The 16581-nt window shown below is 69.4% G+C and carries 17 protein-coding genes; 9 read left to right on the top strand and 8 right to left on the bottom strand.

Annotated features, from left to right (window positions below):
• Window positions 1-76 precede the first annotated feature (76 nt).
• Both QLQ15_RS06135 and QLQ15_RS06130 read right to left on the bottom strand, forming a co-directional pair.
• On the bottom strand, window positions 77-385 hold the full coding sequence (locus QLQ15_RS06135) for a hypothetical protein (protein ID WP_283211949.1): 309 nt from the start codon (window positions 383-385) through the stop codon (window positions 77-79).
• A 199-nt stretch (window positions 386-584) separates the two neighbouring features.
• The gene (locus QLQ15_RS06130) at window positions 585-1553 is read right to left on the bottom strand and encodes a helix-turn-helix transcriptional regulator (protein ID WP_283211948.1); all 969 of its coding nucleotides are present in this window, start codon (window positions 1551-1553) and stop codon (window positions 585-587) included.
• Window positions 1554-1677: 124 nt separating this feature from the next.
• Between QLQ15_RS06130 and QLQ15_RS06125 the strand changes: the two genes are divergently transcribed.
• The 6 genes from QLQ15_RS06125 to QLQ15_RS06100 all read left to right on the top strand — a co-directional run bounded on the left by QLQ15_RS06125 (window position 1678) and on the right by QLQ15_RS06100 (window position 8080).
• Complete coding sequence (locus QLQ15_RS06125; protein WP_283211947.1) at window positions 1678-2286, top strand: hypothetical protein; 609 nt, start codon at window positions 1678-1680, stop codon at window positions 2284-2286.
• A 69-nt stretch (window positions 2287-2355) separates the two neighbouring features.
• Window positions 2356-5343: a molybdopterin oxidoreductase family protein gene (locus tag QLQ15_RS06120; RefSeq protein WP_283211946.1), complete on the top strand. Its 2988-nt coding sequence runs from the start codon at window positions 2356-2358 to the stop codon at window positions 5341-5343.
• Window positions 5340-5555, top strand: coding sequence for a hypothetical protein (locus QLQ15_RS06115; protein WP_283211945.1), 216 nt, complete (start codon window positions 5340-5342; stop codon window positions 5553-5555). The genes QLQ15_RS06120 and QLQ15_RS06115 overlap by 4 nt, the downstream gene beginning before the upstream one ends.
• A gap of 5 nt (window positions 5556-5560) precedes the next feature.
• Window positions 5561-6328, top strand: a complete 768-nt coding sequence (locus QLQ15_RS06110) for a 4Fe-4S dicluster domain-containing protein (protein WP_283211944.1) — start codon at window positions 5561-5563, stop codon at window positions 6326-6328.
• A gap of 10 nt (window positions 6329-6338) precedes the next feature.
• Window positions 6339-7316: a dimethyl sulfoxide reductase anchor subunit family protein gene (locus QLQ15_RS06105; RefSeq protein WP_283211943.1), complete on the top strand. Its 978-nt coding sequence runs from the start codon at window positions 6339-6341 to the stop codon at window positions 7314-7316.
• A gap of 104 nt (window positions 7317-7420) precedes the next feature.
• On the top strand, window positions 7421-8080 hold the full coding sequence (locus QLQ15_RS06100) for a DUF481 domain-containing protein (RefSeq protein ID WP_283211942.1): 660 nt from the start codon (window positions 7421-7423) through the stop codon (window positions 8078-8080).
• A 134-nt stretch (window positions 8081-8214) separates the two neighbouring features.
• Here QLQ15_RS06100 and hemC read toward each other — a convergent pair whose 3' ends face one another.
• From hemC to QLQ15_RS06070, 6 genes are all read right to left on the bottom strand, one after another.
• Window positions 8215-9132, bottom strand: coding sequence for a hydroxymethylbilane synthase (gene hemC, locus QLQ15_RS06095; protein WP_283211941.1), 918 nt, complete (start codon window positions 9130-9132; stop codon window positions 8215-8217).
• A gap of 42 nt (window positions 9133-9174) precedes the next feature.
• Entirely contained in the window at window positions 9175-9639 is a 465-nt protein-coding gene (locus QLQ15_RS06090) for a DUF2269 family protein (RefSeq protein WP_283211940.1), read from the bottom strand.
• Between the two features lie 12 nt (window positions 9640-9651).
• Window positions 9652-10947 carry an SDR family oxidoreductase gene (locus tag QLQ15_RS06085; RefSeq protein WP_283211939.1) on the bottom strand — a complete coding sequence of 432 codons (1296 nt, stop codon included), beginning with the start codon at window positions 10945-10947 and terminating at the stop codon, window positions 9652-9654.
• 35 nt (window positions 10948-10982) lie between these two features.
• Window positions 10983-11720 (bottom strand): LytR/AlgR family response regulator transcription factor, encoded by a 738-nt coding sequence (locus QLQ15_RS06080; RefSeq protein WP_283211938.1) that lies wholly within the window; start codon window positions 11718-11720, stop codon window positions 10983-10985.
• An 81-nt stretch (window positions 11721-11801) separates the two neighbouring features.
• Window positions 11802-12500 carry an alpha/beta hydrolase gene (locus tag QLQ15_RS06075; RefSeq protein ID WP_283211937.1) on the bottom strand — a complete coding sequence of 233 codons (699 nt, stop codon included), beginning with the start codon at window positions 12498-12500 and terminating at the stop codon, window positions 11802-11804.
• Window positions 12501-12543: 43 nt separating this feature from the next.
• Window positions 12544-13464 carry a TonB family protein gene (locus QLQ15_RS06070; RefSeq protein WP_283211936.1) on the bottom strand — a complete coding sequence of 307 codons (921 nt, stop codon included), beginning with the start codon at window positions 13462-13464 and terminating at the stop codon, window positions 12544-12546.
• 130 nt (window positions 13465-13594) lie between these two features.
• Here QLQ15_RS06070 and QLQ15_RS06065 point away from each other — a divergent pair, with 130 nt between their 5' ends.
• From QLQ15_RS06065 to QLQ15_RS06055, 3 genes are read left to right on the top strand one after another with little or no spacing between them, the layout of a single operon-like run.
• Window positions 13595-13975 (top strand): hypothetical protein, encoded by a 381-nt coding sequence (locus QLQ15_RS06065; protein WP_283211935.1) that lies wholly within the window; start codon window positions 13595-13597, stop codon window positions 13973-13975.
• Between the two features lie 54 nt (window positions 13976-14029).
• Entirely contained in the window at window positions 14030-15304 is a 1275-nt protein-coding gene (locus QLQ15_RS06060; RefSeq protein WP_283211934.1) for a TolC family protein, read from the top strand.
• Window positions 15301-16545: an efflux RND transporter periplasmic adaptor subunit gene (locus tag QLQ15_RS06055; protein WP_283211933.1), complete on the top strand. Its 1245-nt coding sequence runs from the start codon at window positions 15301-15303 to the stop codon at window positions 16543-16545. Before QLQ15_RS06060 ends, QLQ15_RS06055 begins: the two co-directional genes overlap by 4 nt.
• The last annotated feature ends 36 nt before the right edge of the window (window positions 16546-16581 follow it).

The raw sequence follows: 16581 nt of genomic DNA, 5'->3' as shown, positions 1-16581 counted from the left end.
GGAGCCGGAACGCTAGCACAGCGCGCGGTGGGGCCTGCCGTGCCGGAGGTCCTCCGGACGTGCCGGATGCGGTGGCTCAGGCCGCCTGCGGCCGGCGCAGACGCAGGACCGACGCCCGCCGGCGACGTGCCTGCGTGCCCGCCCGACGACGCGGGCGCAGGACGGAGGCCGATGCTTCGTCCGTCTCTCGCACCGGCAGGCGGAAGCGATGCAGCGCCCACCACGCGCAGGCCGGCATGGCCAGCAGCCACAGCGGCATCCATCCGAAGGTGGGGCTGAAACCGCGCGCGGCGGGCAGCAGCACGACGATGGCTGCGCCGATCGCAACGGCATGACGCAGCAGGCCTTCCAGGCCGGGATCGATATCGGTGCGGGTCGTCTTCATGGCGCGGCTCCGGGTTGATGGAGCCAGCGTGCGGGTGGGGGATCTCAGGGGCTGCGACGGCCCCCTCTCCCGACGCGCTGCGCGCGTCGACCTCTCCCACAAGGGGAGAGGTGGGAGAGCACTGCCTCTCCCTTGTCCAACCCCCTCCCCTTGCGGGAGGGTCGGCCAGCGCAGCTGGCCGGGCAGAGGGGAAAGCGGATCAGCGGTCGTAATTGCTCAGCGCCAGCTGCAGCAGCGCCCTGGCCTGCTCGCGCAGCACCGGCGGCTCGACGATTTCCGCATCGCTGCCGTAGTGCATCACGTCCATCAGCAGCTCGCGGCCGGCACTGTAGGGCACCTTCAACTCGTAGCGGCCATCGGGAAGGAAACGTCCCTGCTGCTGCGAGTGCCAGTGCTCGTCGGCCACCCAGCGCGCGGCCTTGGGCGTGAACAGGATCGTCGCCCAACCCTTCGGCGTGCCGGAGAAGATGCCGTAGCTCGACGCCAGGTGTTGATCGAGTTCCGCATCGGGCACGTCGCGCGCCACGTCCTCGGAAATCTTCGCCGCGCTGATGCGGTCCACGGCGAAGCTGCGCAGCGCTTCGCGGTTGTGGTCCCAGGCGTCGAGGTACCAGTTCTCGCGGTAGTGCGTGAGGCGCTGCGGCGACACCATGCGCCGGGTCTGCTCGTCGGTGGAACGGGCCCGGTACTCGAAGCTCAGCTGCTTGCGGTCGAGCACCGCGGTGGCCACGTTGCGGAACGCGGTCTCGTCCAGCCTGCGCGTGCGGTGCGGGATCACCCGCACGCGCTCGACCGGGACACGGCGTCCTCCGGCATGTTCGTCCAGCAGCTTTTCGATGCGGTGCTGCAGCGGCGCCAGCGCGTTGGACAGCACGCCGCCGCCACTGCGCACGAGCAGCTGCTGCGCGGCCAACAGCGAGTGCAGCTCCTCCGAACTCAACCACAGGCCCGGCAGTTCGAAGCGGTCGCCGTCGCTGTGGTCATAGCGGAAACCGGCCTCGCCATTGCCGACGACCGGGGCCATGAGGTAATCGCGCAGGTAGGCCAGGTCGCGGTAAACCGTCGCGCGGGAGCATTCCAGGTCTTCCTGCAGGCGCTGCACCGTCACCGGGTAGCGCGCGGCGCTGAGGATGCGGTGGAGGGCGTGGATGCGTTCGATGCGTTCCATGGCATGCGGGGCGAGGGTCTCGGAGGGAAAGCATCTCACCGTGGCTCCACGGCCGCCAGCGCGACGGCTAACCGGCGTTTAACTCCGCGTTCCCCATACTCCGCCGGCACTCGAAGGGGACGCGATGGAGTCGACGCAGGGATTGCGATGGGACGCCGCCGTGGCGGCGGTGGTGACGGTAACGGCCAATGCGGGGTTGTTCTGGCTTCTGACGCGAATGATGCGGCCGGAGGTTCCCGTCGTCGCCGAACGCGCGCTGCAGGTGGTGTGGATTCCACGTGACACCGCACGTCGGGAAGGCGCGGCGCCAACGGCGCATGTTCCACGATCGCCCGCATTGTCCCGCCTCGCGAGAACCGTGACGGCCTCCGCGGAACCGGATGCGTCGCCAGACCGCGACGCATCCTCGCCTTCGCCGGTCGACCGGCCGATGTCCGCGGTCTATCTGATGCAGGCACGGCAGGCGGCGCAGGCCCCTGTCGCGATCGCCCCGGGCGACCCGTTCGCGCAACGCATCGCGCGTCTGCCCGGCGAGGGCAGCGAGCGCTTCCGGATGCGCCAGCAAACCAGCGTGGCCACGGTCGTGAATGGCATCGGCCGCATGTTCGGCGCGCGCGACCCGGACGAACCTTGTCGCGAGAACCGCCGCAACATCGGCGACCTGGCGCTCGACGGCGACAGCGCGGTGCTGCAACAGCAACTGGACTACGAACGCCGGCTCTGCCGCCCCTGATGACGGGCGTGGTCGCGCGGCACATGCCTCAGGTCGCCTGAATCCCGCCGCGCAGGGCACAATGCCCGGATGCGCGCGCCCGCCGAGCCAGCCATCGACACCTCGCCGTCCGTCGGCGACGAAATGAAGACGACCACGTGCTACATGTGCGCGTGCCGTTGCGGCATCAAGGTGTGGCTGAAGGACGGGCAGATCCGCTACATCCAGGGCAACCCGGACCATCCGGTCAATCGCGGCGTGCTGTGCGCGAAGGGTTCGGCGGGGATCATGCAGCACTACTCGCCGGCGCGGCTGGACAAACCACTGCTGCGCGTGGGCGAACGCGGTTCCGGCGAATTCCGCGAGATCGAATGGGACGAGGCGCTGGACATCGCGACGTCGTGGCTCAAGCCGATCCGCGAACGCAATCCCGACGAGCTGGCTTTCTTCACCGGTCGCGACCAGTCGCAGGCGCTGACCGGCTGGTGGGCGCAGCAGTTCGGCACGGTGAACTACGCAGCGCACGGCGGTTTCTGCTCGGTCAACATGGCGGCCGGTGGCCTGTATTCGCTGGGCGGCAGCTTCTGGGAATTCGGCGAGCCCGACTGGGACCACACGCAGTACCTGATGCTGTGGGGCGTGGCCGAAGACCACGACTCCAATCCGATCAAGCTGGGCCTGGGCAAGTTGAAGGCCCGCGGCGCGAAGATCGTCGCGGTGAACCCGGTGCGCTCGGGCTACGGCGCCATCGCCGACGAGTGGATCGGCATCCGCCCGGGTACCGACGGCCTGTTCGCCTTCGCGCTGATCCACGAGCTGCTCAAGGCCGACCGCATCGACCTGGACTACCTGGTGCGATACACCAACGCGCACTGGCTGGTGGTGCGCAATCCCGGCGGCGCGGACGACGGCCTGTTCGCACGCGATGCGCAGGGCCACGCGCTGTGCGCGACGGCGGACGGCGGATTCGCGCGCGCCGACGCGATCGACATCGCTCCGCGCGTGGTCGGTGAATACGCGCTGCCCGACGGCCGCCGCGCGGTGCCGTCGTTCCATCTGGTCGCCGAACGCTACCTCGATCCGCAATACGCGCCCGACGCCGTGGCCGAACGCTGCGGCATTCCCGCCGATACCATCCGCCGCATCGCACGCGAACTGACTGAAGCCGCGTTCGACCGCGCGTTCTCGCTGCCGATTCCGTGGACCGACGCATGGGGCCGCGAGCACGCGCAGATGCAGGGCCGCCCGGTGTCCATGCACGCCATGCGCGGCATCAGCGCGCACAGCAATGGCTTCCATACCTGCCGCGCCCTGCACGTGCTGCAGCTGCTGCTGGGCGCGGTGGATGCACCGGGCTCGTTCCGTTACCAGCCGCCGTTCCCGAAGCCGATTCCGCCGCCGAACCGCCCCGGCAAGGCGCGCCAGGCCAACGGCGTGCTGGACGCCGCACCGCTGGGCTTCGTCCACGCACCGGAAGACCTGGTCGTCGATGCCAACGGTGCCCCGCGACGCATCGACCATGCGTTCTCGTGGGCGTACCCGCTGTCCGCGCACGGGATGATGCACACCGTCATCCGCAATGCCTGGGCGGGCGATCCGTACCGCATCGACACGCTGATGATGTTCATGGCGAACATGAGCTGGAACTCGTCGATGAACACCGCGCAGACCATCGCGTGGCTGACCGACAAGGACGACGCCGGCGAGTACCGCATCCCGCGCATCGTCTATGCCGATGCGTACGCCTCGGAGATGGTCGCCTACGCGGACCTCGTGCTGCCCGACACGACCTACCTGGAACGCTTCGACGCAATCAGCCTGCTCGACCGGCCGATCTCCGACGCCGACGGCGCCAGCGACGCGATCCGCCATCCGGTCCTGGATGCCGCGAAGCAACGCGAAGGACGCGACGTGCGCGGCTTCCAGTCGGTGCTGATCGATCTGGGCGCGCGACTCGGGTTGCCGGGCCTGGTGAACGACGACGGTTCGCCGAAGTACCGCGACTACGCCGACTACATCGTGCGACACGAGCGCGCGCCGGGCGTGGGCCTGCTGGCCGGCTGGCGCGGCGCGCACGGCGAGGTCGAGGCGAAGGGCCAGCCCAATCCGCAACAGCTGCAGCGGTACATCGACAACGGCGGCTTCTGGCGCAGCGAGATCCCCGAGCACGCGCGCTACTTCAAGATGGCCAATCGCGGCTATCTCGACTGGGCGCAGCGCATGGGCTTCCTCGGCCACGCGGACCCGATCGTGCTGCAGCTGTACTCGGAGACCATGCAGAAGTTCCGGCTCGCCGCGCAAGGCCATGGCGCCGTGCAGCCGCCGGCGGAGCATCGCGAGCGCGTGGCGACGTATTTCGACCCCCTACCGATTTGGTATGAGCCCCTGGAAGGGGCTCAGGTCGACCGCGGATATGGCGCCGACCGCGGAAACGCTCAACAAAGCCAGACCCGCACGGCCATCACACCCCCTCTCCCGCGGGCGGGAGAGGGATGGGGAGAGGGCGACGCTCGCGCGGAGACGGGAGGACAGGAACCCCATCCCTTCCCGCTCAGCGCCGTCACCCAGCGCCCGATGTTCATGTATCACGCATGGGGTTCGCAGAATGCGTGGCTGCGGCAGATCGCCACGCGCAACTGGCTGTACCTGCATCCGGACACGGCCGCGCGCCACGGAATCGCCGACGAGGACTGGATCCAGGTCACCTCCCACCTCGGCAGCATCACCGTGCAGGCGAAGTTCGCTTCCAACGTACAGCCCGACACGGTCTGGACGTGGAACGCCATCGGCAAGCGTCGCGGTGCATGGCGTCTGGACAAGGATGCGCCGGAAGGCCGCAAGGGCTTCCTGCTGAACCATCTCATCTCCGACATCACGCCCAAGGGCGACTACGCCAACGCCGACCCGGTCACCGGACAGGCCGCGTGGTTCGACCTGCGCGTGCGTATCACGCGCGTGGCGGACGTGGACGCCAGTTCCCCGCAGTTCCCGCCGCTGGACATGGGCCAGGCCGACGATCGCCCGCTGCGTTACGGCGCGCAGTTCCGCGACTCACGCAAGGACAAGACGAACGCATGAAATCCATTCGCATCCTCGCCGGCTGGCTGTGCATCGTCGCCGGATTCGCGGTGATGATCCTGATGAGCTTCGGCGTGCTCGATCCGGCATCGTCGCCGAACTCGGGCGACTCGCTGATGCCGCTGGTCGTCGGCATGCTGCCCAGCGTCACCTTCGGCATCGGCATATTCGCCCTTGGCGTGTGGCTGCTCAGCACCGCACGGCGCCGCTGAACCGCATGACCGACCTTCCGCCGCCGTCGAAGAAGAAGCTGGGCCTGGTCATCGACCTGGACACCTGCGTGGGCTGCCATGCCTGCGCGGTGAGCTGCAAGGAATGGAACGCCGGGGGCTTCGCCGCGCCGCTGACCGACGAAAAACCCTACGGCGACGATCCGTCGGGCGTGTGGTTCAACCGCGTACACAGCTATGAAGTGGCGGCAACGCCCTCGTGCGGCGATGCGCCCGCGCAGCCGGCGATGACCCTGCACTTCCCGCGTTCGTGCCTGCATTGTGAGCAGCCCGCGTGCGTGACCGTGTGCCCGACCGGCGCCAGCTACAAGCGCGCGGAGGACGGCATCGTGCTGGTGGACGAGGACAAGTGCATCGGTTGCAAGCTGTGTTCGTGGGCATGTCCGTACGGCGCGCGCGAGTACAGCCACGTCGAGGGCGTGATGAAGAAATGCACGCTGTGCATCGACCGCATCTACAACGAGAACCTCGACGAGAGCGAACGTCAGCCCGCCTGCGTGCAGGCCTGCCCCACGCGTGCACGCCATTTCGGAGACCTGGGCGATCCGGAATCGAAGGTGTCGAAACTGGTGGCCGAGCGCGGCGGCGTGGACCTGCTGCCGCAACTGGGCTACCAGCCCGTGAACCAGTACCTGCCACCGCGCCCGCGCCGGGCCGGCGACGCACAGACACCGTCTCCGGTGCCCACCGAAACCCTCGATACCGCCGCGCTGCCGCCCGTGCTGCGCTGGCTCGACCGCGTACTCAGCCGCTGAGTCCTTCCGCATGCATCCAGCGTTCTCCGTCCTGCTGTTCACCACACTCTCCGGCGCGGGCTATGGCCTGCTGGTCTGGACCGGCGCCTTCATGCTGATGCCCTATCTGCAGGGACGCGCGCCAACGCAGGGCGTGGTGCCGCTGCTGTGGGGCGTGATGCTGCTGGTCGGACTGTTGTTGACCACCGTCGGCCTGGTGAGCTCGATGTTCCACCTCGGCAAACCGGCGCGCGCGTGGCGTGCGTTCTCGCAGTGGCGCAGTTCGTGGTTGTCGCGCGAGGGCGTGTTCGCGGTGTTGACGGCGCTGCCGGTGCTGGCCCTGCTGGGCGTGGTGGCGGCCGTGTTCTCCACCCGTTCCACCGCCCTGTTGCAGGGCCCTGTGGTGCCCGTGCTGGCGGCGGCGATGCTGCTGCTGTCGCTCATCACGGTGGTATGCACGGCGATGATCTACGCCTCGCTCAAGCCCATTCCCGCATGGCGGCAGGCGCTGGTGGTGCCGGCCTATCTGATGTTCGCCATCCTCGGCGGCTGGCTGGTGCTGATGGCGCTGGTCAACTGGGCCGGGCTGTCGGACGAAGCCCTCGCGGTAAACCTGCTGGTGACGTTCGTGCTCGCGTTCGTCGCCGCGGCATTGAAGCTGGTCTACTGGCATCGCATCGACCGGCAGCCACTGGGCGCCACGCGCGGCGATGCGGTCGGCCTGCCCGGTCGCGAGGTCGAGGTGTTCGAGCGCCCGCACACACAGGACAACTACCTCAACCGCGAGATGGGCTACGTATTGGCGCGCAAGCATGCGCGCGTGCTGCGCGCGATCTCGGTGCTGCTGTTTGCGCTGGTGCCCGCGGTGACGGCATGGCTGGCATGGGCGCATCCCGAATGGGCCGGCCCGGTGTTCACGCTCGGCGCGGTGCTCGCGTTGCTGGGCGTGCTGGTGGAACGCTGGCTGTTCTTCGCCCAGGCGCGGCACATGGTCACGCTTTACTACTGAAGCCGGGCGGGTTGGAGGCGTATTCATCTGCGCTCTGGCACACTGTCGCACCGGTATGAAAGCGCTTTCATGCCGCCACTCGTCCGCATTCAACCAACCTGACCATGCTCGGTGCACTCGCGACCGGCCTTCTCGGCGGCGCCTTCCTCACCCTGCCCTCGCCAGCGTTGAATGGCGACCCGACGTTGATCGCCATCGCCAGCGATCCGGCGCAGATGCGGCTGTACTGCTTTTCCACGCGCTGCGGCGACGAGGAATGGCAGGTCGCGCTGTCCGCACCGATGCCGGCGGAACCCCGCGATCCGCGCCAGCGCACCGTCCGCCTGCCCGGCAGTCAGCGTTACGCCTCGCTCAGCGCACCGGCCACGCCACGCGACAGCAAGGCGCTGTACTCCAACGATTTCCGCATCGGCACGCGCTACAACGTGCAGGCAATGCGCGACGGCCCGACGCAGCTGGGACTCTCGCTCGGCGCGGGTTATCGCCTGGCACCGCTGTACGACGACGGCATCAACCAGGCCGGACCGGTCCTGCGCGGTGAACTCAACTTCGGCCAGCAGATCGGCGAACGCGCGCAGTGGCGGCAACGCGTGCAGTTCGAGAGCGGCCGCGGCGAGGCCTTCGTCAAACAGTCGATGAGCCTGGACGTGAACCTGTGGCCGGACTGGACGCTGGAAAGCGACTTCGCGATCCGCCACGACACGCAGGGTGGCGGCGGCAAGGAAACCGCGGAAAGCAAAATCGAGTTGCGCAGGCGGTTCTGACCTTGCCCTCTCCCCTTGTGGGAGAGGGTCAGGCCGCGAATGCGGCCAGGGAGAGGGTCGTCAAAGCACTGCGTGCCCCCTCTTCCGCCCTGCGGGCACCTTCTCCCACGAGGGGAGAAGGGAAGGCATCGACCTCAGTCGGCTTCGCCGATCAACTCGCCCGCACCCTGCTCCAGCAACATCTGCGCGACTTCCAGCCCCAGGCATTCGGGAGCATCGCCCCGGCCTTCGGCGTCCGCGCGCACCAGGCGGCCTTCGCTGGCTGAACCCACCAGACCCGACAGGTGCAGGTGCTCGCCACTGAGCTGCGCGAATGCCGCAACCGGCACGTGACAGCTGCCGTGCAAGGCACGGTTCATCGCACGCTCGGCTTCCGCGCAGGTGCGCGTGGCGCTGTCGTCCAGACGCGCGCACAGCTCGCGCGTGGCGAGGTCGTCGTCCCGGCATTCGATCGCCACCGCGCCCTGCGCGGGCGCGGGCAGCCAGTGCGGGGCCTGCAGCCGCGAACGGATGCGCGCATCGAAACCCAGCCGTTGCAGACCCGCACAGGCCAGCACGATGGCGTCGTATTCGCCCGCGTCGAGCTTGGCCAGACGCGTGTTGACGTTGCCGCGCAGGTCGCGCAGCTGCAGGTCCGGACGCAGCGCGCGCAGTTGCGCCTGACGGCGCAACGACGAGGTGCCCACGCGCGCGCCCTGCGGCAGCGCCGCGATGTCATCGAAATGATTGCTGACGAAGGCGTCGGCATAGTCCGCACGGGCCAGGATCGCCGGCAGCGCGAAGCCGGGCTCCAGTTCCATCGGCACATCCTTCAGCGAATGCACCGCGCAGTCCGCCTCGCCGCGCAGCATCGCCAGCTCCAGCTCCTTCAGGAACAGGCCCTTGCCGCCGATCGCCGCCAGCGAGCGGTCCAGCACCTCGTCGCCGCGCGTGCTCATCGGCACGAGTTCGACCCGGAGGCCCGGGAAGACTTCCCGCAGGCGCTCGGCGACGTGTTCGCTCTGCCACAGGGCGAGCGGGCTCTTGCGGGTGGCGATGCGCAACGTATCCATCCGCGCATTATCGCCGCTAATCCCGCCGGACGCCGTAGGTGCTCAGGCCGGCTTGGTCACCATCAGCCAGAAGATGGCGATAACGCTGAGGAAGGCGGGCCAGCCGAGCCAGAACCACCACCGCATGGCGCGGTGATACGACGAAGGCAGGGGTTGCCCTGTTGCCACGCATTCGCGGGCCAGGTCGCGCGCGCGGACCTGCAGCCACAGCACGGGCAGCCAGCATGCGCCGATGACGAAGAACAGCAGCAGCGCCGCCTTCACCCAGAACAGACCCAGTGGAAGGCCGAGGAGACGGGTCAGCCAAAGCCCCGTGGCCAGTTGCACGATCACGGCCGGCGCGGTGAATACCGTGTCGGCGATGACGACGTGGCGCGCGGTGTCGGCGATCAGGCGCGCATCGCCCCGCCGGTGCGCCATCCACATGAAGAACGCGATGCCTAATCCGGTGCCGAACAGCAAGGTCGAAGACAGGATGTGAATCCACTTCAGCCAGAGATAGGTCATGCAAGCTCCAGTTCAGCGCCGATCGCCAAGGACCCACAGCACGGCCAACGCGGGAAGCACCACCAGGTTCTTGGCCATGCCCCCCAGCGGTTCCAGCCACGACTGCGGAAGCAGGCTGCCGAATACCAGGGTGTAAACCAGCACCGGCACGATCATCGATGCCGTCGCGATGCGCGGCGCGCGACCGGTGAGCAGCCACGCACCGAGCGCCAGGTCCAGCACGGCCGCGAGTCGTGCCATCGCCACCGGATGCCACGCCGACAGCACGCTGTCGCGCACGAGCGATTCGATCGTCGCCACAGGTGCAAGCAGTCCCGAGAATGCCGAAAGCAGGAACAGAGCCGCGACCGCCACGCGCAGCAGCGGACCAAGCCAGTACAGTCGCGCGTGCCAGCGGTCCTGCACCTGGCTGGGTTCGCTCACGAGTACGTCGTCCAGCGCGCGCGGCACCATGCCGAACGCTTCATGCAGCCGCACTGAGGCGTCTGACGAGGCCACGTTGCCCCGCTGCAGCATCTTCCACATCGTCTCGCCCAGCGGGCCAACACCGCATCGTTCGCCCAGCCATGCCGCCGCGGACACCAGCCACACCGGCACTTGCAGGGTCACAGCGGGCCCGACGCGCAGCCAATGCCGCCAGCGATGCAGGTACTCCCCTAGCATGACGGGCGCAGGCCCGGCGACTTCGAACACGCCGGTTGCCGAACCGGTGGCAGCCCTTGCCACGAGTTCGCCAAGGTCCTCGGCCGACAGCGGCTGCAGCGGCCAGTCACCGCGTCCCGGAAGCGCAAGCACCCCCGGCAGAGCCGCCATCGCGCGCAGCAGCGATGTGCCTCCGTAGGATCCGCGCGTCGAATAGACAACGGACGGTCGCAGCACCACAGCGCTCAATGGCAGGCGCAGCAAGGCCTCGTCGAATCGATGCTTGGAAGCTACAAACTCGCCGTCCTCCGGGCGCCCCAGCGCGGAAACCTGCACGAACCGGCGCACGCCGAGATCCACGCATGCCTGCGCCAATGCGAATGGCGCCCCGTCATGGATCGCTTCGAAACGCTGCTGCCCCGACTCGCGCAGGATGCCAGCCGCATTGACGACCACGTCCACGCCGGCGACGACGGCGCGCCAGTCCGTGGTGTCATCGCTCAGATCGCAGATGCGCGTATCGCCGTCGCGCTCGGGACGACGTACGCCGCGAATCACGCGCCAGCCGTGCGTGCGCAGGGCAGCGATGATGAAGCCGGCGATGAAGCCGCCCGCACCCAGCACGAGCACGGTGCGTCCCTGCCCGGCTTCGCGCATTTCCTCCATGGACCGGTCGTCGCCGGTCTGCGCCGCATGGACCATCACAGGTGCTTCAACGTCTCCTTCAGCCCCGACACGCAGCGGCGGCTGACTTCCAGCGGCTGCTTGCCGTGGCGGAGCACGGCCTGTACGTGGCCGTCCGGGGCTCGACGCAGCTCGACGATCTCGTGCCGCGCGACCAGGCAGTTGCGATGGATGCGCACGAAGCGCTCGCCGAACTCGTCCTCGAGCGACTTCAGCGATTCCTCGATCAGGTCCTCGCCACGTGCGTGGTGAACGACGACGTACTTCTCCTCGGCGTGGAGGTAGTGCACGTCCTCGATGGGGATCAGGCGCAGGCTGCCGCGCAGGCGCGCGCACAGGTGGCTGCGGCGCTGTCCGCCCTGCGGCACGCCCGCGGCGGCGGCGCGCTCGCGCCCGGCCGCGAAGGTGCGAACGCGCTCCAGTGCGGCGGCCAGGCGTTCGGCGCGCACCGGCTTGACCAGGTAGTCGATCGCTTCGGCCTCGAAGGCCGACAGCGCGTGCGCGTCGTACGCGGTGCAGAACACGACGGCCGGTCGCGGCTCGAACGCGGCGAGGTGGCGCGCGGCCTCCAGCCCGTCGATGCCCGGCATCGCGATGTCCAGCAGGACCAGATCGGGACGGTGCTCGGCACAGGCGTGCAGCGCGTGTTGGCCGTCGGCCGCTTCGGCCACGACCTCCACACCGCGTTGTTCGGCCAGCAACCCGCGCAGGCGTTCGCGCGCGAGCGGCTCGTCATCGGCGATCACTACCCTCATTGGCGCCTCCATCCCCTGTCGGCACAGCCACGGGGACGATGGTAGCCCCGGCCTTGGCAGGCTACCACTCGTCGGGAGGACTTACCCGGCGAACCTGCGGGCCAGCCAGTCGCCCAGGTCCCGGATCTCCTCGGCGCAGACCTGGTGGGCCATCGGGTAGACATGCCAGTCCAGGGGGAAGCCCAACGCCTGAAGGGTCGCGGCGCTGCGCTCGCCGATCAGGGCCGGCACCACGGGGTCGTACTGGCCGTGGGCCATGAACAACGGCTGCGTCCGGGCGGCGGCCTGGAGCACGGCCGCCACACGTTCGGTGGACTCGGGCAGGTAGGTCGACAGGCCGACCAGCCCCGCCAGCGGCACCTTGCGGCGAAGGCCGGCGGCCAGGGTGATGGCGCCGCCCTGGGAGAACCCTACCAGGAGGATCCGGTGCGCCGGAATGCCCCGGGCTTCCTCGCGGGCGATCAGGGCCTCGACCTGCGCCACCGATTCGGCCACGCCGGTTTCGTCCGCGCGCTTGCCCGCGTGCAGGGAGTCGAAAACGAAGCTGACGATGTCGTACCAGGCGCGCATGCGCACGCCGTTGTTGATCGTCACAGCGCGCACCGGCGCGTGCGGGAACACGAACCGCAGCGCCGGCCAGTCGCGACGCACCAGTTCGGGCACGATCGGCGCGAAGTCGTGACCATCCGCGCCCAGCCCATGCAGCCACAGCACGGTCCATTCGGGATTGGGGGCGGTTTCGAACTCGACGGTTTCGAGCAGCGGTGCGGTGTCGTTCATGCCCGCATTGTCGCCGCTGCACCGCGCGGCGACCAGCGAAGGGTCACCCCTTCGAGTCCGGCGGCAGGCGGAATGCCAGTGTGCGCGTGGTCGTCACGCGTCGGCCGGTGGCTTCAAAACGCCAGCGCGCCGCGGCCGCCAGCGCGGCGTCTTCGAACACGCCCGCCGGTTGCGCCGACAGCGAGCGTGCATCGCTGACGCTGCCATCGGGCTGGATGGTGAAAGTGACCAGCACGCTGCCCTCGATGCGCCGCTTCTGCGCGCCCAGCGGATAGCGCGGCGGCGAATCGGCCAGCAGGCGTGGCAGGGCCTGGGGTGCGGGCGATGAGGACTCCAAGGGTGCGACAGGTGCGACCGGTGACGCCGTGGCCTCGGCAGACGCCACCTTCGTCGGCGCGGGCGGGGGATTCGCGACGGGTGCGGTGGGCTGCGGCTGCGGCGCGCTCGCCATCGAAACCGGACGCGGTGCGGGCGACGGCATCGGCGGCGTGGGCTTCGCCAGCTCGACGATGCGCGCGCCTTCGGCACGATCGGCCGCCTGCTGGGCCACGCGCAGGCCTTCGCGCAGACGCGGCACGGCCGGGGCAGTCGCATCCATGCGCACCAGCAGCGCCAGCAGGCGTCGCGTTTCCTCCAGATCCTCGCGCGCCAGCGCCTGCTCCGCGGCGATCACCACATACGGTTGCAGCTCGGCCAGCGCGGCCCCGACACCGTGTCCCTCGCCGGCGCGTTGGCGCAGCGCGAGGTAGTAGTCCACCGCGCAGTCGGCCGCCGGTGCGTGGATGCGCTGCTCGTGCAGCGCGCGTTCGGCGCGCACGCGCAGACCGTCGGCGTCGAGGTCGCCGAACACCGGCGCTGGCAGTGCCGGCGCCTGCGGCGCATCGCCAGCCACGGATCGGGACGCGTCGGGCGGCGAGTCGCAACCCGTCACCGCCAGCACCAGCATCAGCATCAGCAAACCCATCGTCCCGACAATCCGCATCGCACGCCCCCGTCGAAAAGCGCGCACAGCGTAGGCAGGGCGTGTGACGGCAATGCGGCAGCCAATGGCTGCAATTGTGTATCGCGCAGTCCGCCGCGTACCCTGCGCGGCAATGCCTGCCCTTGCCGCCCTCGCCAACCTGCTCCGGCTGACGCTGTTCGGCCTGCTGCTGTGCGGCGTGGTGCTGAAGCCGTCGTTGGCGATCGCCGAGGAAATGCACGAACTGATCGCGCACGCGGCCGTGGCCGGCGATGGCCACGCGCATGCCGACGAACACGGCGTGGCGCCGCATGCCGGCACGCCGGATGGCCAGGTGCCGCACGACGACAGCCACTTCCATCTGACCCATTGCTGCGGCCAGCAGGCTGCCGTGCTGCCACGACTGGAACTGACGCTCGCGCAGGTCCATGGCGACTCGCCGATGCCGGCGCAGTCGATCGCCTTCGCGCCCGCGCCGCACACCGCGCCGTTCCGTCCTCCGATCGCGGCCTGACCGTTCTGCCGGCGCATTGCCGGCGTTCCGTCACCCCCTCATCGGAGCTTCCCCATGCTTTCGCGACTCGCGGCGTCTGCCGCGCTGGTCGTCGTGCTCGTTGCGGCCGCGCCCGCGCGTGCCGACGATCGATTGACCCTGGACGATGCGTTCGCGCGCGTCGCCGCTTTCCATCCCGACCTGCGCCTGCCTGCTTTGCGCAGCGAAGTGCTCTCTGCCGAGCGCGACGCCGCATCGCAGGCGCCACCGCTGCGTGCCGGCGTCGAACTGGAGAACGCATTCGGCAGCGGCGCTTACGCCGGCCTCGACAGTGCCGAGCTGACACTCACGCTGGCGTCCGTGCTCGAACGTGGCGGCAAGCGCGAGGCACGCCGCGCACTCGCGCAGGGTCGGATCGACGCCCTTGCGCCAGAACGCGAGGCCGCACGCCTGGACCTTCTGGCCGAGACCGCCCGCCGTTACCTGGACATGATCGGCGCCACGCGACAGGGCGACCTGGCGCAGGCCGACATCGCGCAACGTCAGCGCACCGTCAGTGCGGCGCGACTGCGCGTGCAGGCCGGCGCATCGCCGGAATCGGTGCTGCTCACCGCGCAGGCCGCACTCGCGCGCGCCGAACTCGAACAGCGCCGGGCCATGCAGGCACAGGAAGCCGCACGCCAGCACCTGGCCGCGTTGTGGGGCGAGCGCGAACCGACGTTCACACCCGCTGCGACCGATCCACTGGCTCTGCTGGCCATCGCCGATTTCGGTGCGCTCGCGGCGCTGCTGGAGCGAACGCCCGAACTGACCGCCTTCGCCGACCGTCGTCGCATCGGTGAAGCGCGTCTGCAGCTTGCACGGTCGCAGGCGAGGGCCGACATCGACTGGTCGCTGGGCGCACGCGCATTCAACGACGGCGACGACGTCGCCCTGGTCGCAGCGGCCTCGATACCACTGGGCAGTGCGCGCCGAGCACAACCGGAGGTCCGCGCTGCACAGGCGGAGCTGGCGATGCTGGAGGTCGAACGCGAATCGCGCGGCATCTCGCTGTATTCCACGCTCGCGGACGCGCACGGACGCTACCGCGTCGCGCAGCTGGAAGTGGTGCGGCTGGGCGATGACGTCCTGCCCAGGCTCGCGCGTGCCGAAGCCGCCGCCGAACGCGCCTACCGCGCCGGCGCCATCAGCTACCTGGAATGGGCTCAGCTGCAATCCGAACGCACCGCCACCGCGCGCCAGCAGCTCGACGCCGCGCTGCAGGCGCAGCGCGCCCTCATCGAGATACAGCGCCTGACCGGAGAAAGCCTCGTGCTACCGGTCGCGCGCCAGAACGGAGACACCCCGTGAAGATCCGACTCCTGATCACCGCATTCCTCGCACTGGCGCTGGCCGGCTGCGGCAGCTCCGGCGAAGCCGGCCATGGCCACGACGAAGGCGACCACGCCGAGGAGGAAGCCGCTCGCGGCGAACACGGCGGCCGCCTGCTGCAGCAGCACGGCACCACCGTCGAACTGGCGATCGCCGAGGACGGCGCGCCACCGACGTACCAGGCGTGGCTCTACCGCGACGGCAAACCGTTGCCCGCGACATCAGGTGAGGTCGATGTCTCGCTGGTGCGCCTGGGCAACGTGCGCGAGACGCACAAGCTGCGTGCACGCGAGGATGGACGCCTGGCAGCCACCACCGTCGTGGCCGAGCCGCACTCGTTCGACGTGAACGTCACCGCGCGCATCCAGGGCCAGACGCTGCAATGGAGCTTTCCCAGCTACGAAGGCCGCACAGTCATCGAGCGGGACGTCGCCAACCGCTCCGGCATCCGCATCGCAGAGGCGGGCCCGGGCGTCATCGCCGACGAACACGAAGTGCAGGGATTGCTCACGCCCGTGGAAGGTCGCGTCGCCCATGCGATGGCGCGCTTTCCCGGCCCCATCCGCGCGCTGCGCGCCAACGTCGGCGATCGCGTGAGTGCGGGCCAGGCGCTGGCGAGCATCGAGAGCAACCTCAGCCTGTCGCAGTACACCGTGACCGCGCCGATCTCCGGCGTGGTGCTGTCGCGCGACGCTTCCGTGGGTGCGGTCGCGGCCGAGGGGGCGCCGCTGTTCGAGATCGCCGACCTCTCGTCGCTGTGGGTGGACCTGCACGTGTTCGGCGCCGACGCCACGCACCTGCGGCCCGGAGCCGCGGTGACGGTGACGCGCATGAGCGACGGCGCCAGCACCGCGACCACGCTGGAACGCGTGCTGCCCGGCACGGCGACCGCCAGCCAGAGCACTGTCGCCCGCGCGCGGATCGACAACGCAGACGGCCTGTGGCGTCCGGGTTCCGCGGTCACGGCGAAGGTCACGGTGGCACGACAGCCGGTCGATCTGGCCGTGCCACTGTCCGCGCTGCAGACCTTCCGCGACTGGGACGTCGTCTTCGTGCGCGTCGGCGACACCTACGAGGTACGGCCGGTCACGCTGGGCCGGCGCGACGGCACGCGCGCGGAAGTCCTTTCGGGGCTGCGCGCCGGTGATCCGGTCGTGGTCGAGCAGAGCTACCTGGTGAAGGCGGACATCGAGAAGTCCGGCGCTTCGCACGATCACTGAGTGAGGGGACGCGTTTGGCCGATGCCCTATCGGCAT

The organism is Lysobacter stagni (genome assembly GCF_030053425.1).
In the GTDB taxonomy this organism is placed as follows: Bacteria; Pseudomonadota; Gammaproteobacteria; order Xanthomonadales; family Xanthomonadaceae; genus Lysobacter_J; species Lysobacter_J stagni.
Note: the sequence above shows the minus strand (reverse complement) of the source record. Positions and strands in the feature narration are given on the sequence as shown.

Bases quoted from the DNA above. Each gene is read 5' to 3' on its own strand.
- QLQ15_RS06135 (WP_283211949.1), bottom strand. From the start codon at position 385: ATGAAGACGACCCGCACCGATATCGATCCCGGCCTGGAAGGCCTGCTG.
- QLQ15_RS06130 (WP_283211948.1), bottom strand. From the start codon at position 1,553: ATGGAACGCATCGAACGCATCCACGCCCTCCACCGCATCCTCAGCGCC.
- QLQ15_RS06125 (WP_283211947.1), top strand. From the start codon at position 1,678: ATGGAGTCGACGCAGGGATTGCGATGGGACGCCGCCGTGGCGGCGGTG.
- QLQ15_RS06120 (WP_283211946.1), top strand. From the start codon at position 2,356: ATGCGCGCGCCCGCCGAGCCAGCCATCGACACCTCGCCGTCCGTCGGC.
- QLQ15_RS06115 (WP_283211945.1), top strand. From the start codon at position 5,340: ATGAAATCCATTCGCATCCTCGCCGGCTGGCTGTGCATCGTCGCCGGA.
- QLQ15_RS06110 (WP_283211944.1), top strand. From the start codon at position 5,561: ATGACCGACCTTCCGCCGCCGTCGAAGAAGAAGCTGGGCCTGGTCATC.
- QLQ15_RS06105 (WP_283211943.1), top strand. From the start codon at position 6,339: ATGCATCCAGCGTTCTCCGTCCTGCTGTTCACCACACTCTCCGGCGCG.
- QLQ15_RS06100 (WP_283211942.1), top strand. From the start codon at position 7,421: ATGCTCGGTGCACTCGCGACCGGCCTTCTCGGCGGCGCCTTCCTCACC.
- hemC (WP_283211941.1), bottom strand. From the start codon at position 9,132: ATGGATACGTTGCGCATCGCCACCCGCAAGAGCCCGCTCGCCCTGTGG.
- QLQ15_RS06090 (WP_283211940.1), bottom strand. From the start codon at position 9,639: ATGACCTATCTCTGGCTGAAGTGGATTCACATCCTGTCTTCGACCTTG.
- QLQ15_RS06085 (WP_283211939.1), bottom strand. From the start codon at position 10,947: ATGGAGGAAATGCGCGAAGCCGGGCAGGGACGCACCGTGCTCGTGCTG.
- QLQ15_RS06080 (WP_283211938.1), bottom strand. From the start codon at position 11,720: ATGAGGGTAGTGATCGCCGATGACGAGCCGCTCGCGCGCGAACGCCTG.
- QLQ15_RS06075 (WP_283211937.1), bottom strand. From the start codon at position 12,500: ATGAACGACACCGCACCGCTGCTCGAAACCGTCGAGTTCGAAACCGCC.
- QLQ15_RS06070 (WP_283211936.1), bottom strand. From the start codon at position 13,464: ATGGGTTTGCTGATGCTGATGCTGGTGCTGGCGGTGACGGGTTGCGAC.
- QLQ15_RS06065 (WP_283211935.1), top strand. From the start codon at position 13,595: ATGCCTGCCCTTGCCGCCCTCGCCAACCTGCTCCGGCTGACGCTGTTC.
- QLQ15_RS06060 (WP_283211934.1), top strand. From the start codon at position 14,030: ATGCTTTCGCGACTCGCGGCGTCTGCCGCGCTGGTCGTCGTGCTCGTT.